The organism is Desulfatiglans parachlorophenolica, assembly GCF_055394735.1.
Map to the genome: position 1 here is coordinate 968684 of NZ_AP042460.1, position 21345 is coordinate 990028.

A 21345-nucleotide genomic window follows, 5' to 3' on the forward strand; every position below is an offset into this window, starting at 1 on the left:
AGCGGACAACAGGTGGGTATGCGGCAATCCATCGTCCTACAGCAGGTGGCAGACAATGGGGAAAAGACTACTGTTTTCCATGAGTCAAAAGGACATTCCAAACAAAGGCCGATTTACAATCCCGACATCCGTTGGTTCGGGGAGTATAAAGACCGTTTTTCTGAATTCCGGCATCCGGCTTGCCCTTTCGGACTATGAACTGAATCAGCCGACCGTCCTGAAATACTTTCCAAATGCTCCTTTTTTCGGTTTTGGCTTCTGCCTTTCAGGGGAGGTCGAGATGTGCGCCGGGTGCCTGAATAGGGCGTTTTCAGTAACATCAGGTCAAAGCGCATTGTATAGTTTCCCAACTGAGGTCGATTTCACGGAAACCGTTGGCCGCGAACACGTGGTCAAAATTTCCGTTATGATTCCCTTTGGCTTGTTGCATGCTTTTACAGGCGGGGAAATAGATCGTTTGCCAACCGCGTTAGAGAATCTGTCAAAAGGCCCCGGCCGGGTTACAGGTGTGATTACACCGCTTATGCGGATGACGCTCCACCAGATCCTGAATTGTCCTTATGATGGATTGACCCGCGATCTCTTCATGGAGAGCAAGATCCTGGAACTGGCGGCCTACAAGATAGAACAGCTTGATACCGACAATAACCTTTCGGCGAGGCCATCTGTTATGAAACCGGATGACATTGATCGTGTCCGGCATGCGGCCCATTTACTCGGCAAGGATCTGGAGGATCCACCTGACCTGAATAAACTGGCACGGTCGGTGGGCATGTGTCGCAGCAAACTGCATCACTGTTTCCGCTCGGTTTACGGCATCACTCCCTTCGATTACCTGCGCAACCGGCGCCTTGAAACCGCCGCAAGCCTCCTGAATGAAGGCAAAACGAATGTAACGGAAGCTGCCTGCGCGGTTGGATACGCCAGCCTCAGCCATTTTTCCAAGGCGTTTAGGGACCATTTTGGCTTTCCACCCGCCACGTGCCTGAAGGATGCCACCTTCTTTATAAAATAAACGATCCCGCTAAGAAAATGCACTCTACCGTTAGCGTCTCCGCAAGGTATGTGATTTATATCTCCATCATAAATCGTCTGGGCGAAGCGGCTTGTGGTTCCCAGAGCTGGAGAAACCTTGAGAATGATGGGAGGCGTGACGAATATGACGAGACTAAAACATGGATTTGTGCACATGCTGATGATGGCGATTTGTGTACTCTTTTTGAATACTGCGGTAAAGGCAGGAGGAGAGGAGGCGGAAGGACCCGAATCAAAAAAGGAATACGAGTTGGAAACCATTACCGTCACGGCTGAAAAAACAGAGGAAAAGGCCCAGGAAGTACCATTGAGTATGACGGTTTTGAGCGATCAGGGCATTGAGGATAGAAATATTGAGTCCGTTTGGGAGATGGCCGATTTTGTACCCAATATGATGGTTTTCGATACAGGTATGACGTCCCTGGTCAGTCAAACCACGATGCGGGGGATTTCAGCACAATCGATGTCTTTTACGACGTCCGTCGGATTGTATGTGGATGGCGCGCCGATGCTGTCAAGTTTCGGATATGAGGAAGGAGTTATCGATATCGACCGGATTGAGGTGCTTCGGGGTCCGCAAGGAACACTGTATGGAAAGAATGCGGAAGCAGGCGCTATCAACATCATCACCAGGCAACCTGATAATAAATTGAAGGCAAAACTGCTGGCTGAAGGCGGCGAAGATCAGGAAAGGCGGGTTTCACTCAACGTGAGCGGCCCTATTCAGGAGGACAGTCTCTATTTTGGCGTTGCAGGGCAGTACTACCAAAAAGATGGGTTCCTAGAAAATACGGTGACCGGGGATATCGTGGACGACAGAAACCGATGGTTTGGGCGTGCCCATCTCCGTTGGACGCCCGTGCAGGATCTTGACATGTCGTTGATTGTTTCGCGCTTTTCCCATGATGATGGGGCAACCGACATCAATTTGACGGAACTTGGCGCCGCCGCATTTGGCCTTCCGGCACCGGAGGATCGCAAAATCTCCTCCAACGTTGATCAGTATAAAAAGTCTGACAACGATTCCCAGTCACTTAAGATAGCTTACGATATTGGCGATAATCTTACTCTGACCTCGATTACTGCCAGGAGAATGACCAAATGGGATTTCGCGTCGGACTTTGATTATAGCAATATTATGTTGATGGATAGCTTTCAAAACAGTAGCCAAAACAAAATTTCACAGGAATTGCGATTGGATTCATCTTCAGAAAAGCTGAAATGGCTTGTTGGACTCTACTGTGACGATGACCATCAAGAAATTGATATGGAAGTAAAATCAATTTACCCATCGATGGCAAAGACAACTGATCGTGATTTCGATGGCAATGCGTGGGCCGCATTTGGCCAAATTGGGTATGCGCTTATCGAACGGCTTAACCTCATTGGAGGGTTGCGTTACGAAAAACAGAGCATGGATTTCAGCGACCATGTTCTCGGTACAAAGAATGATGATTCATGGAGTGAGGTTTCACCCAAAATTGCCTTGGAATACCAGTTGATGCCTGCACTCATGACATATGCAAGCGCTTCCAAAGGGTACCGTTCGGGGGGCTTTAACGTAATCGCGGAAGAGCCCCAATATCAAACTTATGATGCGGAAAGTCTGTGGTCTTACGAAATCGGGATGAAGAGCACGTTTTTGGACAAGCGGCTGATACTGAACGCGGCTTTATTTTGTATGGACATTAGCGACATGCAGGTCGAAGAAGCTGTGTCACCTTATTTGTCCTATACCACCAATGCCGCCAGGGCGACGGCCATGGGCGGTGAGTTCGAAATAATGGCAAGGGTTGCTGACGGCCTAACAATCAGCGGGGGTCTCGGGGTTTCTCATATTGAATTTGACGAATTCAAGGATGCACTGGGAGACTACAAAGGCAACAAAAACCCCTTTGCACCTGAATATACGTTTAATATCGGCGCTCAATACCGGCATGGAAGCGGGTTCTATTGCAGGGCCGACATGATCGGCTACGGCGAAAACTATTTTGACAAGGCCAATAAATACTCGCGGAACCCTTACCAAATCGTCAATTCAAAAATCGGCTATGAGACGGAACATGTTGATCTGTATCTCTATACAAAAAATCTTTTCAATACGAATTACGACGCCGTAGGCTATTATGGCGGTTATTACGTCATTTACAGTGATCCCAGAGAACTGGGCATGCAACTGACGTACAGATTCTGATAATCGGCCGCAAGGGGCAGCTTCGAGGAGCCATGGGTGTAAAAGATTCAGCAAAAGGCAAGAAGAAAGCAACCGGCATTCTCAGGCTGCTTCAAATCTCAGGGGCCAAAAAATGGTGGCTGTTCGCAGCCGGCTTTTTGGCGGTCGTCGCCACCATGGTGCAATTCGTCCCGGTTGTGGCCATATATCTCATCATTAAAGAGCTTGCCGTCCATGCCGCTGACATCGGCGGTGTCGATCGCGATTATCTGTTCACGCTGGGATTTGTCAGCCTTGGGTCTGTGGCCGCATTTGGCGTGTTGCAGTACACCTCTCTCATGCTGTCACATGTCGCGGCATTCAATATCCTTTATGAAATGCGCGTGAAGATTGCCCAGAAGCTTACCAAGTTGTCCATGGGCTTTTTTACCCAAAAGGCGAGCGGCGAGATCAAGAAGGTTATGTCCGAAGATGTGGAGAGAATCGAATTGTTCGTAGCCCACCATCTGCCCGATATCATCAGCTCGGTGGCTTTTCCGCTGATCATCATCGGTTTTTTGTTTTACATGGATTGGCGACTGGCCATTGCCGCCCTGATGCCATTTTCCTTTGCCATAGGGGTGATGATGTCCATGATGGGCAGGAGTGCCAGGCATCTTTATCATGAATATCACGATGCCCTGGAACGGATGAACGCTGCCGTTGTGGAGTATGTGCGGGGAATGCCGGTGATCAAGGTCTTCGGGACGGGACAGGACTCGTTTCAACGTCTCAGGGAATCCGTGATTTCCCACCGGGATTGGTCCCAGAAGATGAGCAGGGACTATTCAACGGCCTATCCTGCCTTTCTCACTGCGGCATCCTCGTCTCTGGTGTTTATTGTCCCGGTTGCCGTGGTGATCCTCGGTCATTGCGATCCAATGGAGCAGATGATCCCGACAGTCCTGCTGTTCCTGATCATCGGCGGCGGCTTCTTCTTCCCATTGCTTAAGCTGATGTTCATGGGCAGTTACCTCAATCAGATCAGCGTGGGTGTGGACCGGGTCGATGAGATCCTTTACAGGGAAGAAATCGAGGACAGAGATTCGGGAAAACACCCGGCCGACGCCACCGTCGAATTCGACCGGGTCACCTTTGGCTACAACGAAACGACCGTACTCCATGAGGTCTCCTTTGTGGCAGAGCCGGGCACGGTCACGGCCCTGGTAGGCCCGTCGGGGGCAGGAAAGACCACCATGGGCCTTCTCGCGGCCCGCTTCTGGGATGTGTCCTCGGGGGCCATACGGATCGGCGGCGTGGACATCCGGGATATGACCATGGAATCCCTCATGTCCTGTCTGTCATTCGTATTTCAGGATGGGTTTCTCTTTTTTGATACGGTGGAGGAAAACATTCGTATGGGAAACACCGGGGCAGGCATGGGCGAGGTCATCGCTGCCGCCAGGGCCGCCCAGTGTCATGAGTTCATTGAAAGGCTCCCCAACGGCTATCGGACACTTGTGGGAGAAGGGGGCACGTATCTCTCCGGCGGCGAACAGCAGCGCATCGGCATCGCCAGGGCCATACTGAAAGACTCGCCCATCGTTGTCCTGGATGAGGCGACCGCGTATGTGGATCCTGAAAATGAAGGCACAATCCTCCGGGGGCTGGCCCGTCTGATAAGGGGCAAGACCGTCATTGTCATCGCTCACAGGCTGTCCACGATTACTAACGCGGATCAGATATTGGTTGTCGACGACGGCCGGATCGTCCAACAGGGCGTCCACACTGAACTCGTCGGACAAGGCGGTTTGTATTCAGATATGTGGGGGACGTATTCCAGGGCCCGTGAGTGGCGGATTGCCAGGAAGGAAGGCCATAGCCGATGAAAACCCTTTCCATTATGCGTGCAGCGACCCTCGGAGATATCAAACGGTTGCGCCCGATGATCCTCTGGACTGTACTGGAGTATGTGTTCCGGGGTGCGCCGTACGGCATTCTCCTGGCCGTGATATGGGTGCTTTTCAAACCGTTGCAGCACCCTGGTGCCCCCCTTGATCTTGTCGCCCTGACAGGCCTGACGGGTGCCCTCTTTGTCGCCCTGTTGGTCTTGTTTTTGGTGAGCCGGAGGTCTTATAATGAAGTCTATCATGAGAGTTACAACATCTGTGCCGAGGGCCGCCTGGCCATTGGCGATCACCTGCGAAATCTCTCCATGGGGTTTTTCAATTCACGCGACCCCGGCAATATCGGATCATACCTTATCAACGATTACGCCAATGTCGAGTTTCTGTTAAGTCATATCGTGCCCCAGATCGCCGGGGCGGCTGCAATGCCCTTGTTTCTTTTGATCGTCCTTGCCACCCAGAACTGGCGGATGGCCCTTGTATCGGCCCTTGTCATCCCCGTTGCCATACCGTTCACCTTCATCTCAAGGGCGATCATTACTCATTTCGGGAAAAGGCATCAGAAGGCGCGTATCGACTCGGGGTCCCGGATGCTCGAGTATCTGCAGGGAATGCGCCTCATCAAGGCGTTCAATATGACCGGAACCAAATTCGAACGTATGGAAAAGGCATTTCGGAATCTGAAGTCCCTGAGCATCAAGCTTGAAGCAGGCGCCGGTCCGACCATCCTCCTGTCCGGCTTTATCCTTCACGGCGGATTAACGCTGATCATCCTGTTCGGGCTGACCTTTCTCTTTGCAGGAACCATATCCCTTCCCGTTTATATCATGTTCCTGATTCTCGGAATCCGGGTGTACGAGCCCCTGATTCAGGCCCTGGTGTTTCTGGGAGAGCTCAACTATCAGCAGATCGGCGTTGAGCGGCTCGAGAATTTAAGGAAAACCCCGGTTCTTAGCGGGACTCATCCTCGCATCAAGCCGGAACGTTTTGACATCGAGTTCCGGAACGTGCGCTTCCGTTATCATGACCATGGTACCGATGTGCTGAAAAACATCAGCATCGTTATTCCAGAGCGGTCGCTGAATGCCTTTGTAGGGCCTTCCGGTTCGGGCAAGACCACCATGACCCGGCTCATCGCACGCTTCTGGGACGTAACCGAAGGGGCCATCCTGCTGGGAGGAACCGATATCAGGGACTATCATCCCGAGAATGTCCTCGCTTCGGTATCCATGGTCTTTCAGGATGTCTATCTGTTCAACGATACCATCATCAACAATATCAGAGTCGGCAAAAAAGAGGCCTCGATGGATGAGATCATCCAGGCGGCGAAAAAGGCACGGTGCCATGAATTCATAGAGCAATTTCCCAACGGCTATGAGACCATCGTCGGTGAAGGCGGTTCCACCCTGTCGGGCGGCGAAAAGCAACGCATATCCATTGCCCGCGCTATATTAAAGGACGCCCCTATAGTCCTCCTTGACGAGGCCACTGCATCGCTTGACCCCGAAAACGAGTTACACATTCAGGAAGCCATAAACGAATTGGTGACTCTCAAGACCGTTGTGGTGATCGCCCATCGGCTCAACACCGTTGCAGGCGCGGACAATATCGTGGTTTTGGATAACGGTTCGATTGTAGAACAAGGGACCCATGAGACCTTGATGAGCGCCCGGGGACTGTATCACAGCATGTGGAGTGAGCAGCAGGAAGTGCGGCAGTGGCAATTCTGAATGAGTGCGGGGAGGGAAATGGCGAAAATCAAGAAAGAGTTCGAATACTGGGCCGATACGGCAGCCACATATGATGCGGGGACGGCCTACGTGGTCGGTGAGGAAGCCCAGAGGGAGACAAAGGCCTGGCTATTGAACCAATTGCAGGAGACCGACCACGTCCTGGAACTGGGCTGCGGGACCGGACAGTTTTCCGAGGTCATTGCCGGAAAGGCACGCCACCTGACGGCCGCGGATGGCGCTCTTAGAATGCTTGATATGACAAGGCTGAGGTTGTCTCCATTTGGCAATACGATCGTGCAGATGCAAGACTGCTATCATACCTCTTTCGCAGATAGCCTTTTTGATGCCCTGTTTTTGGGGAACGTCATTCATATCCTCAGGGAGCCGGTGAAGGCATTGACCGAAGGTGGGCGGGTCCTCAAACCCGGCGGACGCATCCTGCTGGCAGACGCCACCTCTTTCGGTATGCCCTTCTGGTCAAAGCTCGCCATGGGGATGCGCTATTTGAGGAGATTCGGCATGCCGCCCAAAGAGAACCGTGTCGTGAGTCCGCATGATGTTGCCAACTTGCTGGAAACGGCAGGCTTTCTGGTCGAGGAATCGAGGCTTATTGAAAAGGAAACCCATGTCGTGTGTGTAAAGGGAAGAAAACAATTATGAATCATCTGCCGGTCAACCATGGATTCTAGAGAACTTTATCAAATTTTTACCGGTGTCCCCAAAAAACGAAGCTGATGATGACAGGGATTTGAGCTCAAATATTTGTCTTTATTCTGCCTGCTCTTATTCTTCATTCGCCCAACTTGCCATCCTGCTTCCGAACAAAACATCTTGACAGCACATTTATAACTTGTTAGAAGCTCCTAAAGTCTTTAGTAGATTCAATCCCCGAAGGGATGCCTTACGGGTTCCCATCCGGCGAATAAGTGGGAGAAAGTGAAGGCGTAACTTGGATCGCAGCTATTATCCTGAGTTACGCCTTTTTTTTGTCTCAGGATAACCCACAAGATTATGGCGGTGTTGTGTATGAGGGGGGACCATGATCAACATTTTGTTTTCGGAATAATCCGGGGCCCCCACCAAGGTCGTCTTGCCTGTTCGAAAAAAACCATGATCGCCAAGATAGAATTGACCGACCATCGAGGTCGATACGAAGCCAAAAATGTCAGCAAAGAAGATGGCAGAAATTTTTGAGGACCTGGATCTAACAGAGAGGTCCACCAACCAGGAAACGCCTTTGGAGCTGTTTTGGGATCTGCCGAAAGAGATTGGTGCCGGGTCAATTCAAAAGACGCGGCTTGGCACCGGCTTTGAGATTGTTATCACGGATTTCAGGCTTCGAGAGCCGCTTGTTATAGACAGGGAATCCCGTTCGTCTGTGATCGGACTGGGTTTCGCCATCTCCGGAAGTATAAGAAACAGGATGCAATACGCAAGCGATGACTGGTTCTCGGATAGCGGGCAGACCAGTCTGTACTACCGTCCGGCTTCAAATATCTGGGGAAAGGCGGCAACCAAAGATCCCGTCATTACCATTCATCTGCAGATGGCGCCCCACTTCTTCAACACCCTGCTGGAAAGAGAGCTGGACCGGATACCTGACGACTTTGGTGATATCGCTTCCGGTTCTCCGAGTGGAACATACCGGTACACGGATGTAATCACCCCTTTGATGCAAGCAGTGCTGCATCAGATCATGCATTGCCCGTATCACGGACTGACCAGACAATTATATCTGGAAGGCAAGGCATATGAATTGATTGCCTGTAAACTGGAGCAGTCGTTATCAAGCAATAAAGGATTTCAGAAGACATTCGCATTGCGGCCCGATGACATTGAGCGTGTACATCATGCAAGGGAGATTATATGTCGTGATCTTGAATCCCCACCACGGCTATTGGAACTGGCCAGAATGGTCGGCCTCCCGCATCCCAAATTGAATTTTTGTTTCCGTGAACTCTATGGAACCACTATTTTTGAATATCTTCGTGAATTGCGCCTTAATCAAGCAAAATCCCTTCTGGATGAAGGGAGAATGAATGTGACAGAAGTCGCATATTCAGTCGGCTACTCAAGCCTCAGCCACTTTGCCAGATCTTTCAAGCGCTATCATGGCATCACCCCTGGCAACTATCTGCGAAAAGCGTTTTCCAGATGGTAATAGGGCCGATTCCCCCGTCGTTGGAAATTATCAGAAGTCAGGAAATGCCATTCCGCACTGAGTCCTTCCGGTCAGCATACCGCCTGTAGGTTCCCCCAATGAAGCCGGTCTTGAATCCCACTCTCTTTTGAAGAAGACCTTCTTATTCCGTCAGAAATAATTCTTCAATCGTTAGCGGACGGATGGAGGCTATGCAATTATTTCAACCTAATCATCCGTCACATTGCTGGCTTTGCAACATGAATGGATTTACCTGCACAGGAGACCCTACAGCTATGGAACCAAAACCCAAAAAACAGAGAAATCTGCGCGGATTGATGCATCTGGCCAGCCGTCAGAAAGGCAAGCTGGTCTTCTCAGGGATACTGGCTGCTATCGGCCAGGGGTTCGGCATCGTACCCTTCTTTGTTATTTATAAAATGGTTGCCGAGGTCGGGGGTAAGCCACTTGGCGAGGCGGACCAGCGGTTTATCTATATGTTGATCATGGTGGGGATTGTGGCGACGATTCTTAAACATGGTTGCATGGGAGTATCCAGCGCACTGTCCCACATATCCGCATATAATATTCTCTATGATCTCAGGGTCGAAATTGCAAAAAAACTGATGACGCTGCCACTCGGATATTTCAATAAGAAAAATAGCGGTCAGATAAAAAAGGTGATGAGTGAAGACGTGGAGCAAATGGAAATTTTTCTGGCCCACAACATCACGGACTTTGCCGCTGCTTTTTTCTGCACGCTTTTGACGACCATTGTTCTTTTGGTTGTTGACTGGAGGCTGGCCGTCGCCACCATACTCGTCATTCCGTTCGGTATGGTCATCCAGATAATGACCATGAGGGGGGGCAGAGAGTTTATAAAAAAATGGTTTTTGGCTGCTGAAAAGATGAACGCCGCCATGATCGAGTTCATCCAGGGCATGCCCGTCATCAAGGCCTTCAATCATACGGTCGAATCGTTTTCCAAGTATTCCGGATCCATTGCAGATTGCCTCCGTCTCGAAAATGAGGCCAGTAAACGGTGGTATCTGCCCACCGCCGTTTTTTCCGTTTCCATCACAGCCAATATGCTCCTTGTTCTGCCTGTGGGTGCTGCCATGCATCTTGCGGGCATGATCCCCCTGGAAAAATTGGCCTTCTTTTTGCTCATGGGCGTTGGTTTTGGAAGTCCCATGTGGGTTATGATCCAATTCGGCCGGATCATGGAAAGACATCTGGAGAGTCAGGCGCGGATAGATGCCATTTTAGACGCTGAGCCCTTACGTGAACCCGAATCTTCAATGCCACCGGGAAGTGGCGTTTTCGGGAAACATATCCAATTTAGTTATGATAGCGGCAGGAATGTTATTGAAGATGTTGATTTTATCATTCCCGACCAAACGTTTATCGCCGTTGTAGGCCCTTCAGGAGCCGGCAAAACCACCCTGGCCCGGCTGATTCCACGCTACTGGGACGTGGATGCAGGGTCCATCTCCTTAGGTCAGACAGATATCAGAAATATCCATTCAGCTGATCTCATGGGACAATTCGGGCTGATTTTTCAAAACGTGTATCTTTTTAACGATACCGTTTCTGCCAACCTGCGTATCGGCCATCCGGATGCCACGGAGGATGAGATCAGGGAGGCCGGCAAAACCGCGGGATGCCATGATTTCATCATGAAATTGCCAAAAGGATACAACACGGTCATTGGCGAAAAAGGCGGCAGAATCTCGGGTGGTGAAAAACAGCGCCTGTCCATTGCCAGGGCCCTTCTAAAAGATGCTCCTATTCTCATACTCGATGAGGCCACCGCCTTTATTGATCCGGAGAATGAGGCCCTGGTCCAGGATGCCATCAATCGACTGGTCCGGCATAAGACCCTCATCGTCATCGCCCACCGACTTTCAACCATCATTGCAGCCGATGATATCGTGGTGCTGGATAAGGGCAGGATCGCGGCCAGCGGCACCCACGCGCAGCTTCTTGTGGATAGCGAATTATATAAAAATATGTGGGAAATCCATGTGTCCGCTCAGGGTTGGTCCTTGGAAAGGCAGGAAGCATGATCCGATACATGCGTCAACTTCTAAAGTGGGCACCGGAACTGAAAAGGAAATTCCTTCTTGCGGCGCTCTACAAGATATTTGAAACCCTATGCATGGGCGCGCCCTATGCTTTTATTTTCCTGACATTGGACGATCTGCTTGCCCGATCTCTCAGCATTAGGAAGGTCGTATGGTATACCGGCGGCATGGCCCTTTGCTTTTTATCTCAGGGGGTATTTTCCTATCTGTTTACGCGCACGATCTGGCCCACGGCAAATGATATGGTCAAAAAGCTACGGCTGATGGTGGGCGAGCATCTGCGCAGGCTGTCCATGGGGTATTTTTCCGAAAAAAGCACCGGTTCTCTCCATACCCTTTTGGTGGATGAGATGCTGGCAATTCAGATGTCCATTTACCAGGCATTTCCCGATATCATCGTGGCACTTACTTTTGTGACAATAGTCCCGATCTTTTTGCTGTTCGTTGATTGGCGCCTGACGCTTGTCACTGTGGCCGTCTTCCCGGTAGGAGTACCATTTTATTTCTGGGTCAGGGATGTATTTTCCAAAGGCCTGAGTCAACGATCCGACGGCCTGTCCAACGTCAATACTGAAATAATCGAGTATGTTCAAGGGATTGAAGTATTGAAGGCATTCAAGCAGACGGATAGGCAATTTGACAAATTCAATAACACCCTGCAACACTTCAGGGAAACCAACATACGCGTTGTCCTGAAAGGCGATGTTCCCATGACACTTGCCAGAACCATCCTTGATCTGGGCCTTTCCCTCATTCTTGTATTTGCCACATGCTTCCTCTTTAGCGGCACCATTTCTTTAACCGTTTTCCTGATATTCCCCATTATCGGTCTAAGGATTTACGAACCTGTGAAGCAGTTGTTCCCGGCAGTTGCGTTACGTAAACTGGCCGAGCCGGCCCTGTATAAGATAAAGGAACTCCTGGAGACGGATCCCCTGCCACAGCCCGAAAATGGGCATGTACCGGGAGCCTGTGATGTGCGGTTTGAGAACGTGAGCTTCAGTTACGAAGACAAGAAAGTGCTCACAAATATCAGTTTCACTATTCCGGAAAAAACGATTACCGCCCTTGTGGGGCCTTCCGGTTCGGGTAAGACTACTATCACCCGGCTGATTGCCAGGTTCTGGGACGTTGACTCGGGCCAGGTGAAAATGGGGGGACGGAATATCAGGGAAATGAAAATCGACGATCTTCTATCCCGGGTGAGCATGGTCTTCCAGGATGTGTATCTTTTCAACGACACAATTTATCAAAATATTGCCTATGGTTCCAAGAATGCAAAAAAAGAGAAAATCATCGAGGCTGCAAAGATTGCCCGGTGCCACGATTTTATCAGTGCCCTGCCAAACGACTACGATACCCTGGTAGGGGAGGGCGGGGCTACCCTTTCCGGTGGAGAGAGACAGCGCATCTCTATAGCCAGAGCCATTTTAAAGGATGCTCCTGTTATCCTGCTGGATGAGGCTACAGCATCGGTAGATCCTGAAAATGAATTCTTGATTCAAAGCGCAATCAATGGCCTGGTTGCATCCAAGACACTCATTATTATCGCCCACCGGTTATCTACCATTACTTCAGCCGATCAGATCATTGTCTTGAATGAGAAAGGTCGGATTGAGGAGATCGGTAAGCATAAGGAACTTCTTGAGAATAGGGGCCTTTACGCCAGGCTCTGGAGGGGCAGAGTTCACGCAACAAAATGGCGTATCGGCACAGGCAGGCAGGACTTATGAAAGGTAACTTCAGGAATAAGTTTTAAAAGACCTCTTCACCCTTATTACCCCAACATTATTAAATCTCAAAAGTTCATATTCCGTCAAAAAAAGTTCATGGATCGTTAGCGAATGCCTGTGATGTTAGATAAATAAAATATATTTAGAGGGTAGAAACTGATTCTTTTTAAAAAAGTGAGGAAAAATCATGGAAAATTGGAAGAGAAGGCTTTTCTCATTAGGTATCGTAATCGCAATATTTGTAGTCGCGTTGGCCTCGGGTTTCTTTTCAGTGCCATTTGCGGTGGCCGAGGACGAAGATCAGAAACATGAGGATGCGCAGGAAGAAAAGGCCCGGGGAGAATACAAACTGGAAACCATGACGGTTACAGCTGAAAAGCAGGAAGAAAATGTTCAGGATGTGCCGGTGAGTATTACGGCCTTTGATGAACAGGATATCGAAGATAAGAATATTGAATCCCTGGGAGAACTTGCCGATTTTGTGCCCAATTTTTTGCTCAATTATGACGGAGCGTCAGGGATGAATTCGCCGGCCATGCGTGGCATTTATGTACCTGCGGAGTTCCTGACCGTATCCACCGGACTTTTTATAGACGGGGTTCCTATATTAACCTCTACAGGATTTGAATACTCCATGCTTGATATCGAAAGGGTGGAGGTTCTCCGGGGGCCGCAAGGCACATTATATGGCAAAAATACGGAAGCAGGCGCCATCAACATCATTACGCGGCAACCTGACAACGACTTCAGGGGGAAGCTGTTTGCCGAAGCGGCGAGACTATTGTCCGCCGAAACCGGCGATCGATTGAAGGATGAATTCACACTGAACCTGAGCGGACCCATACAAACAGACAAACTTTTTTTCGGCATCGCCGGAAAATTTTATCAAAAAGATGGTTTTATGGAAAACACGACGACCGGCGATGCTCCGGATGACAGAGAGCATTGGTTCGGAAGGGCGCACCTTCGATGGACCCCTATGGATCGCCTCGATATTTCGTTTATCGCTTCCATACTCGATTATAACGATGGCGCAGGAAACATGAGTTTGACGGAATACGGGGCTTCCATGTTCGGGCTCCCCCCATTTGAGGATCGCAAGGATTCCGCCAACCTTCAAGGCAGCAACAAAGCAAGTTCAAATACGCAATCACTTAACATGACATATGATTTTGGTAATTCGCTGATCTTGACTTCCGTAACCGCCAGAAGGATGTACAATGATCGCTCAATAATGGACTGGGACTTCAGCCCAATGACGCTGATGCACGGAGATAAGGACAATAAATACGCCAAAATATCCCAGGAGCTGCGATTGGCTTCATCCTCTGAAAACTTAAAATGGTTGGTTGGTTTCTATTACGACCACGACCATAATGAGATCAATATGAAAACCGACTCTGTTTTTCCACCGATGGCATCCACAAAAGATCGCGATTTTAGGGGAGATGCCTATGCCGTCTTTGGACAGATCAACTATGCCCTTACGGAGGGGTTTCATTTGATTGGAGGGTTGCGCTATGAGGTGCAAGAGCAGGAATATGAGAATAACATTCTCAACACGACAACGGATGACTCATGGAATGACATTTCTCCCAAGCTGGCTCTCGAATATCATTTTACGCCTGCATTGATGACGTACGCGAGTGTTGCAAAAGGCTATCGCTCAGGGGGATTTAATACGGTTGCAACTGATCCCAGATATGCCAGCTATGATGAAGAAACATTGTGGTCCTATGAAATCGGATCGAAAAATGCATTTTTTGATAATCGACTGATACTAAACGGCTGCATTTTTTATATGGATATTAATGACATGCAGGTTACGGAAGCTGTTTCGACGATGGAATCGTATTTGAGCAACGCGGCCAAAGCTACCGGCAAAGGGTTCGAATTGGAGATGACAGCCAAGGTTACCGAAGGGCTGAGCGTAATGGCCGGATTCGGATACACCGATATTGAATTCAAGACTTTCAAGGACGCGCTGGGTGATTATGAAGGTAACAAAAACCCTTATGCGCCGGACTATACCTTTAATATAGGGGTCCAATATCGACACGGTAGCGGTTTCTACGCCAGGGCCGATGTGATCGGTTGTGGCAAAATGTACTTTGACAAGGCAAATAAATACTCAAGAGATCCGTATCAAACTGTCAACGCGAAAGTGGGCTATGAAACGGAACATTTTGATTTCTACCTCTACGGGAAAAACATCTTTGACAAGGAATACAATTCCTATGGCTATTACGATGGCTATTACATCATCTACAGCGATCCGGGAGAGGCGGGTGTCCAGCTCGTATACCGGTTTTAGTGCCTGGCTGAGGGTTTGGAGACCGAAGAGGCTTATCTGAAAGACATAACCGTGCCTGGTGATGTGAAATACATTGAAAATAGTCAAGATGGGATCACTATTTGTGATCTTTTGGAAGACATGCGTGAGGCCTCTCTTTCGTCACCAAATAGACGATTCCGCTAAAAAAACAGACTGGGCCGTTAGCGTCTCCGCAATAGATGTGATCTATATATCTCTGACATAGATTGCTTGGAATCATTCATCTAAATAGTTTTCATCCGGAAATGGTCTTTTTGACCAATCTCGGCGTCAATCTGCACGTTTGCTTGTGCGGCGACCTACAGGTCGCCTCCGCGCAAACGCTTGATTTCCTTGATATTGGCCAAAAATCCTCATTTCCGGATTGGAAACTGGGTTCTATAGGGAAATCATTTCCGGATGGACACTAAATAGCGCTGGAGGGACAAGGGGACACAATCGACTTGCCAAACCATTTCAGTCCACTGATAGCTGTTCTTCCATGGTCAGCGAGCATTGTTGATTATCAATAGCGAGGATTTGTGGAAAATAATTACAACTCAGACAACATTTTTGCAAAATTGGCCGGATTTGTCCTGGCCTGGCGCTGGCCATTATTGGTAGCTGTTATGCTTTTGACAGCTCTTTTCTTGTATGAAATGCGCGGCCTGAGGATGGACAACTCCAACGAGGCGTTTTTTGTAGAAGGAGATCAAACACTTGCTGCCTACAGCAGATTCCATGACACCTTCGGCAATGATGAATTTGTGTATATCTTATTTGAAACAGGAGATTTTTTCGAGCCTCAAACAGTTCAACGGATCGCCGAACTCGCCACTGAACTGGAAGAAAGTGTGCCTTATGCGAATGCCGTAAAGTCTCTATGTAATGTTGAATACATTGAGGGAATTGAAGGAGGAATAGAGATTTATGACTTGATGGAGGATCTGCCCGGGGATCCGCACCAGATGGAGATTATCCGGAAGAAGGCGCTGGCAGAGCCGCTTTATTTGAATAACCTTATCTCCCCCGATGGCAAAACTGCGGCCATTCTGCTCGAACTCGATCCATACCCCGGCGACAAAGTGGATGCAAGGCGAACCATTGCGCCGGTCGTCCGGGAAATTCTGGCCAAGCCGCAATATGCATCCCTTGCGCCGCATACGGTGGGAACTCCCATTATCAATTACGATATCCAGGCCGTAACTACCAAAGAAACGCCCCTGTTTATGCTTATCTGCATTCTGCTGGAGATGCTGATTCTATACTGGACCATCCGCAGTGTTCGCGGGGTAATAGCGCCCGTCATAGTTGTAATCCTCAGCGTGATCTGGACCCTGGGGATGGTCGGTATGCTGGGCTGGCCATTGAATATGCTGGTCATCATTATCCCGACCCTGCTGATTGCGGTGGGCATCGGAGACTCCATGCATATCATCGCCGAATTTCAGAATCAGCAGCAAAGAGGCCTGGGCCGGAAAGAGGCAATCACCAAAACCCTGGCGTTGGTGGGATATCCCTGCCTGCTTACCACTCTCACCACGGCTGTGGGCTTTCTGTCCTTTCTGGCAACTGCAATCAAGCCAATTCGGGAGATGGGGGCGTATGCTGCCATCGGCGTGATAACAGCCCTTGTGCTGTCGCTGATGGTAGTGCCTGCCTTCCTCTCCTTCGGTAAATGTACAAGAAAAGCAGTATCTCAGAAGGCTTTCGCCCATCGCAATGATCTCTTTGACCGGATACTCGGATGGATTATTAACGCCGGTCAAAAAATGGACAGATATAGCCGGTAGAAAACTGGCCAAAATGAGCGGCTGAAAAACCGGCATTGCAGGTTCTTCCTTCTTTCCTGTATGTAAAACCTGTCTTTTCTTCCTGGATCTGCTTCTTTCTCTTCTTTATTTCGCCTTTTTGTGTAATCTCGAAAGATTAGGCTCACAAGTGTTATGGTTGTCATCCACGGGGAGGACGACCATGAACGAGACTATTCGATGCCTCCATTGCGGATCTGTTTTCGAGCGCAATCCGCGCATCAAGACGCAACGCTATTGCGCCCGGAAGGAATGCCAGCGTGCCCGGAAGCGCCAGTGGCAGCGTGAAAAACTCCTCTCCGACCCGGATTACAAAGCCAACCAGCGCGACTGCCAGAAGGCGTGGCACGACCGCCACCCGGGATACTACAAAGCCTACCGTTGTCGTCTTTCACAATAATCTGACGTTTTTTTTCTGATTATCCTGGACGATTGGTGGTGATTTTCGGGGTAATTTGGACAGACTTGTTTTGGATGATGGTCTTGGCCTTGGCGATGGTTCTATTGATATAGGCATTTTTTCTCCGTTCGCCCTGGTGATGATCCCAGGAGATCCGTTGCTCGATGAGGAGGGAGCGGATGGCGTGTTCGGAGTACCCGCGTCTGAGGAGGGCGAGGACGTAGGCGAAGTCGGTTTCGGATTCGGTAGCGCGCAGATATCTGGAGCGAGATGGAGGGGAAGAAAGACACACCGCCCCCCCTGGGGGTGGAGGGGGAAAGGGTTGAGGGGAAGACGGAGTCATTGCCTGGAAGAGATGCTGCGGGATGATGGCCGAGGAGTTGTAGTCGACCCAGATGAGGCGAGAGAGTGGATATTGCCCGTCGGGGGTCCGATGGCAGGGTTTGCGGTTGCGGAAGCCGGGGCACCTGCCGAAACGGTTGTTGGGATCGGCGGCCGGATCGCTGTGAAGCATGCGCAGGAGGATGCGTTTGTGCTGGAGGTGCAACGGGCGCGAAGAACGGATCCAGACCTGGAAGTTGTGAGGGGAGGTCTCGACGACCATGCGACCGGGCCTCCAGGTGTTGTCAGGTTGGCGATGGTGACGGCAAACCCTCTCCCAGGACAGATCATCGGCCAGGAGATAGCGGGATTGTTCAAGGGGTTGAAGGAGGATGTGGCAGCCTGAGGCGTTGAGGGCCTTGAGATAAGGGATATGGTCGGGATGGGGCTGGACGATCCAGCGTCCTTTTTCCGGATGGAGAACCGCCAGGTGCCATTTTTGGCGAAAGAAGCGGTGGAGTTTTCTAAGCACAGCGTCCATGGGGGTGAAGAGGGGGGCTGGCCGATGACCAGCCCCGGCTTTGAGGATCAGAGGAGTTCGGTTGCGGCGACACGGACGTGTTCGGCGGCGACCTGCTGGATCTTTTCTGCGGCCGCAGCGATGAGGGCACCGCGGGCGAGATGGTTAGCCCGCCTGAGGATGCCGCCCGAGCCCTGGTGGATGGCGGTCAGGGCCTGCTCGGAGAAAAGGGGGCGGGGGATGCCGGTGATCTTGAGGTGGTGCAGGAGATAGGTACCGAGGGTCTCCCGGTCGATCCCCTGGAGATGATAGCGGGCGATGATGCGGGAAGAGAGGGGAAGCGAGGTACGATAGGTCAGCAGATCGGCCAGATGGTTCTGGCCGACGAGGATCATGGGCAAATAGGGTTTGGAGTCGGCTTCGAACTGAAGGAGAGTATGGACCTCGGCCAGGACCTCGAGGCGCAGGAGTGAAGCCTCGTCGATGACAAGCACCGGGGTCTGCTTGCGGCTGAGGACGAGATCGAGGACCTGCCTGCGGATGATGCGCAGGAGGGTGGCGCGGGAAGAGCCCTGCAAATCGCAGTCGAGGGCGGAGCAAAGCTGGCGATACAACTCGAGGATGGAGCCAGAAGTTGCCGTCACCCAGATGGGGCGATACTCGGAGGGGTGAAGACGGCTGATGGCCCAGCGCAGGGCCGTGGACTTGCCCGCACCGACCTCACCGGTCACCAGTGCGACAGCGCCCAGGCGCAGGGTGTAATCGAAGCGCTCGGCGACGGCCACCACTTCGGCGGTCTGAAGGATCTGATCGAGCTCGAGTTCGGAGCCGAACGGTTCACGAGTAAAGCCGAAAAAGTTGAGATAATGGGGTTTCATCGGGGCTCCTTTGCGAGAGAAAAGGGTAACCGGCCGGATGGGACGGATTTTGGAGGAGCGCTGTCTATGACGAGGTCTTGGGAGCGGGACCGGCGCACTCGGCAGTTGACGTGCAGATCCAGAGGGGTGAGGAACCCGTAGGAGAGGTTGTCCAGGTGCACTTCAACCCGGGTGGGATCATGGTCGTGGTAAAGGAGCGTGACCTGTTTTCCGATGAGGGGAACAGGCGCCTCATAGACCTTGCCATTCAGGGCGATGGTGCGGTCGTTGGCGACCTTTCGCCTGGCACGCTTACGGAAGAAGTCCTCGAGGTTTCTGGGGGCGGGGCGGATGCACTCCATTTTTTCGGCAAAGCGCTGGATGGGACTTTGACCCGTGGATCCGTGGGGACGTTGATGGTAGACGGAGTGGATCCACTCTTCGAGCTTTTCATTGAGGCCCCTGAGATCGAGGTTGGAGCTGAGTGTGGGGAGGAACTGTTTCTGCACGGTGAGGAACCAACGCTCTATTTTGCCCCGACCCTGGGGTTTGTAAGGCCGGGAGTGAACCAGCGCGATGCCGAGGCTGGCGGTGGTTTCCTGGAGGAGTTTGGAGCGGAAGGCGCTGCCGTTGTCGGTGTAGAGTTTGCGTGGCAGGCCGCGCTTGAGGAGCGCTGAGCGCAAGGCGTCGAGGTAGCATTCGAGGTTTTCGCTGAAGTAGAAGGCAGCGTGGGGGATCAGTCGGCTCATGTCGTCGAGGAAAGCGAAGAGGTACGTTTTCCGCCGCTTTTCCCCATCGAGGATCATGGGACCGTGCATGGCATCGGCCTGCCAAATGTCGTTGGGGGATTCGGCCTCGAACTTTCTCCGATCGACCGGTGCGGACTGATCGAGGTGCAAGAGGTTCTCCTTTTTAAGGAAGCGGTACAATGAAGAGTAGCTCGGCAGCTCGTCCGACCTCAAAAGCTTGCGGTTTTCAAGTTCCGAGAGAAGAACCATGAGGGTGCAGCGGGGCATCCGCCTGCGCAGCGTGACGATGACGGCAGCGGCCTCATCGTGGATGCTGCGGGGCATGCCCCGGTCGCTTCTGGATTGAGGGTAAAGGGCTTCGAGCCTCTGCCGGCCTTCCCGATACGCCTTGATCCAGGAAAGGATCGTGGTGCGGGCAAGCCGGGTACGCTCTGAGTGGGGGATCTGCCACTGTCGGGAACACTTCTCATTGAGCAACCGCTCTTTCTCTCCCCGGGTCAATTTTTGGCAGAAAAAGTCGCTGATCACCCCGAACCGGAAAACGGCGATGTCTTTTTGTTGCTGTTCGTCCATGTGTGGGACCTCCTTTGTGGTGGTTTTGCGTCTGGATACTCCACCTCCCGAGGGCTGGTAAAGGGCAGCCTTCGGTGGGGCCCCACAAAAGAAGCACTCCTTTCACATTGGATGGAGTGGCTGACCGGGCAGATCCCCACGGCGTGAAGCAGTTCGAATGCGTCCGGGAGCTGTCCCGACCACGACAGGCCGAGATGCAGTTTCGTCTGCTCGATCAAGCTGTTCAGCCAGTGGCGCTGGCGGGATGGCGAAAGGCCCGGGAGCCAGCCGCGGCCAGACAAGCGGTTGGCAATACTCGATTGGATGGTTTCGATAGAAGATTGGAAACGAGAGAAGTATCCTTCGGGGCGGAGCCGGACCACACACCCGCAAGCCGGGCAGCGGTACCTCGGAATCTCGGCAGGTTCCCCGTACCCGTCAAAACAGGCGGTGGTATACCCATGCCCCCACAGCTTCCCTTCGCATTTGGGGCAGGATGGCGGCCTGGGCCAGAGATATTTTCGGCCCAGCCTGAAAAGGCTCTTGACGCATACCTCGACAAATACTATCAATAGAGTACGGGTTGTGAGTTTTACTCACATGTTTTTCGGGGTAAAGGGTGCTGCTACATCCTTTACCCCAATTGTTTTCTATGCCCGCTTTCGCCCTATTCCCAAAGCCAGAATAATTCGACATCCGACCCCCTCTAGTCAAGCGTTTGTGAAAAATACGGCCCCTTCCCGACAGCATATTCTGCCAACCAACAACCGTGAACGCCATCCCGGCAAAGCTCAGCGTAACCGCCTGCTGCAGCGCTGCCGCAACAGCCGTAGATCGCCAGGAAAGCGGATTGCAAAAATGGACGCGTTGATCCCTTGGATTGGCGGACCTCCGCAGGCCTTTTACATGCTCCCAGTGATTGCAAAAATGGACGCGTTCCCACAAAAAGTCTTTTTGATTCCAGCTTGTTAGACACGTCAGGATCTGATTGCAAAATAGGACTCGATCGCCTTTGGTTCCATCCGCATGGTAGC

Annotated in this window: 16 protein-coding genes; 13 read left to right on the forward strand and 3 right to left on the reverse strand. The window is 51.3% G+C overall.

All coding sequences use genetic code 11. From position 1 onward, the window contains the following. Positions 1-55: 55 nt before the first annotated feature. The 12 genes from ACZ500_RS04460 (at position 56) to ACZ500_RS04515 (ending at position 17312) form a co-directional block, all read left to right on the forward strand. On the forward strand, positions 56-1015 hold the full coding sequence (locus ACZ500_RS04460; RefSeq protein ID WP_464231328.1) for a helix-turn-helix transcriptional regulator: 960 nt from the start codon (positions 56-58) through the stop codon (positions 1013-1015). A gap of 123 nt (positions 1016-1138) precedes the next feature. Beyond that, on the forward strand, positions 1139-3229 hold the full coding sequence (locus ACZ500_RS04465; RefSeq protein WP_464231329.1) for a TonB-dependent receptor: 2091 nt from the start codon (positions 1139-1141) through the stop codon (positions 3227-3229). 32 nt (positions 3230-3261) lie between these two features. Continuing rightward, positions 3262-5076 (forward strand): ABC transporter ATP-binding protein, encoded by a 1815-nt coding sequence (locus tag ACZ500_RS04470; RefSeq protein ID WP_464231330.1) that lies wholly within the window; start codon positions 3262-3264, stop codon positions 5074-5076. Beyond that, positions 5073-6824 carry an ABC transporter ATP-binding protein gene (locus ACZ500_RS04475; protein WP_464231331.1) on the forward strand — a complete coding sequence of 584 codons (1752 nt, stop codon included), beginning with the start codon at positions 5073-5075 and terminating at the stop codon, positions 6822-6824. The genes ACZ500_RS04470 and ACZ500_RS04475 overlap by 4 nt, the downstream gene beginning before the upstream one ends. Positions 6825-6842: 18 nt before the next feature. Further along, positions 6843-7487, forward strand: a complete 645-nt coding sequence (locus ACZ500_RS04480; protein ID WP_464231332.1) for a class I SAM-dependent methyltransferase — start codon at positions 6843-6845, stop codon at positions 7485-7487. 502 nt (positions 7488-7989) lie between these two features. Beyond that, positions 7990-8988, forward strand: a complete 999-nt coding sequence (locus ACZ500_RS04485) for a helix-turn-helix domain-containing protein (protein WP_464231333.1) — start codon at positions 7990-7992, stop codon at positions 8986-8988. A 275-nt stretch (positions 8989-9263) separates the two neighbouring features. After that, positions 9264-11036 carry an ABC transporter ATP-binding protein gene (locus tag ACZ500_RS04490; RefSeq protein ID WP_464231334.1) on the forward strand — a complete coding sequence of 591 codons (1773 nt, stop codon included), beginning with the start codon at positions 9264-9266 and terminating at the stop codon, positions 11034-11036. 8 nt (positions 11037-11044) lie between these two features. Further along, positions 11045-12787 carry an ABC transporter ATP-binding protein gene (locus ACZ500_RS04495; protein ID WP_464231335.1) on the forward strand — a complete coding sequence of 581 codons (1743 nt, stop codon included), beginning with the start codon at positions 11045-11047 and terminating at the stop codon, positions 12785-12787. A gap of 187 nt (positions 12788-12974) precedes the next feature. Further along, positions 12975-15101, forward strand: coding sequence for a TonB-dependent receptor (locus tag ACZ500_RS04500; RefSeq protein ID WP_464231336.1), 2127 nt, complete (start codon positions 12975-12977; stop codon positions 15099-15101). A gap of 266 nt (positions 15102-15367) precedes the next feature. Beyond that, positions 15368-15532, forward strand: a complete 165-nt coding sequence (locus ACZ500_RS04505) for a hypothetical protein (protein ID WP_464231337.1) — start codon at positions 15368-15370, stop codon at positions 15530-15532. Positions 15533-15643: 111 nt separating this feature from the next. Next, positions 15644-16894, forward strand: a complete 1251-nt coding sequence (locus tag ACZ500_RS04510) for an efflux RND transporter permease subunit (RefSeq protein ID WP_464231338.1) — start codon at positions 15644-15646, stop codon at positions 16892-16894. 181 nt (positions 16895-17075) lie between these two features. After that, a complete protein-coding gene (locus ACZ500_RS04515; protein WP_464231339.1) occupies positions 17076-17312 on the forward strand; it encodes a hypothetical protein in 237 nt (78 codons plus the stop codon). Positions 17313-17331: 19 nt separating this feature from the next. Here ACZ500_RS04515 and ACZ500_RS04520 read toward each other — a convergent pair whose 3' ends face one another. From ACZ500_RS04520 to ACZ500_RS04530, 3 genes are read right to left on the reverse strand one after another with little or no spacing between them, the layout of a single operon-like run. Then, the gene (locus ACZ500_RS04520; RefSeq protein ID WP_464231340.1) at positions 17332-18174 is read right to left on the reverse strand and encodes a DNA-primase RepB domain-containing protein; all 843 of its coding nucleotides are present in this window, start codon (positions 18172-18174) and stop codon (positions 17332-17334) included. Between the two features lie 47 nt (positions 18175-18221). Then, the gene (locus tag ACZ500_RS04525; protein WP_464231341.1) at positions 18222-19031 is read right to left on the reverse strand and encodes an ExeA family protein; all 810 of its coding nucleotides are present in this window, start codon (positions 19029-19031) and stop codon (positions 18222-18224) included. Then, positions 19028-20332: a DDE-type integrase/transposase/recombinase gene (locus ACZ500_RS04530; RefSeq protein ID WP_464231342.1), complete on the reverse strand. Its 1305-nt coding sequence runs from the start codon at positions 20330-20332 to the stop codon at positions 19028-19030. The genes ACZ500_RS04525 and ACZ500_RS04530 overlap by 4 nt, the downstream gene beginning before the upstream one ends. 699 nt (positions 20333-21031) lie before the next feature. On the opposite strand from ACZ500_RS04530, the gene ACZ500_RS04535 reads away from it, so the two are divergent. Further along, complete coding sequence (locus tag ACZ500_RS04535; protein WP_464231343.1) at positions 21032-21283, forward strand: hypothetical protein; 252 nt, start codon at positions 21032-21034, stop codon at positions 21281-21283. The last annotated feature ends 62 nt before the right edge of the window (positions 21284-21345 follow it).

Bases quoted from the DNA above. Each gene is read 5' to 3' on its own strand.
- ACZ500_RS04460 (WP_464231328.1), top strand. From the start codon at position 56: ATGGGGAAAAGACTACTGTTTTCCATGAGTCAAAAGGACATTCCAAAC.
- ACZ500_RS04465 (WP_464231329.1), top strand. From the start codon at position 1,139: ATGATGGGAGGCGTGACGAATATGACGAGACTAAAACATGGATTTGTG.
- ACZ500_RS04470 (WP_464231330.1), top strand. From the start codon at position 3,262: ATGGGTGTAAAAGATTCAGCAAAAGGCAAGAAGAAAGCAACCGGCATT.
- ACZ500_RS04475 (WP_464231331.1), top strand. From the start codon at position 5,073: ATGAAAACCCTTTCCATTATGCGTGCAGCGACCCTCGGAGATATCAAA.
- ACZ500_RS04480 (WP_464231332.1), top strand. From the start codon at position 6,843: ATGGCGAAAATCAAGAAAGAGTTCGAATACTGGGCCGATACGGCAGCC.
- ACZ500_RS04485 (WP_464231333.1), top strand. From the start codon at position 7,990: ATGTCAGCAAAGAAGATGGCAGAAATTTTTGAGGACCTGGATCTAACA.
- ACZ500_RS04490 (WP_464231334.1), top strand. From the start codon at position 9,264: ATGGAACCAAAACCCAAAAAACAGAGAAATCTGCGCGGATTGATGCAT.
- ACZ500_RS04495 (WP_464231335.1), top strand. From the start codon at position 11,045: ATGCGTCAACTTCTAAAGTGGGCACCGGAACTGAAAAGGAAATTCCTT.
- ACZ500_RS04500 (WP_464231336.1), top strand. From the start codon at position 12,975: ATGGAAAATTGGAAGAGAAGGCTTTTCTCATTAGGTATCGTAATCGCA.
- ACZ500_RS04505 (WP_464231337.1), top strand. From the start codon at position 15,368: ATGGTCTTTTTGACCAATCTCGGCGTCAATCTGCACGTTTGCTTGTGC.
- ACZ500_RS04515 (WP_464231339.1), top strand. From the start codon at position 17,076: ATGAACGAGACTATTCGATGCCTCCATTGCGGATCTGTTTTCGAGCGC.
- ACZ500_RS04520 (WP_464231340.1), bottom strand. From the start codon at position 18,174: ATGGACGCTGTGCTTAGAAAACTCCACCGCTTCTTTCGCCAAAAATGG.
- ACZ500_RS04525 (WP_464231341.1), bottom strand. From the start codon at position 19,031: ATGAAACCCCATTATCTCAACTTTTTCGGCTTTACTCGTGAACCGTTC.
- ACZ500_RS04530 (WP_464231342.1), bottom strand. From the start codon at position 20,332: ATGGACGAACAGCAACAAAAAGACATCGCCGTTTTCCGGTTCGGGGTG.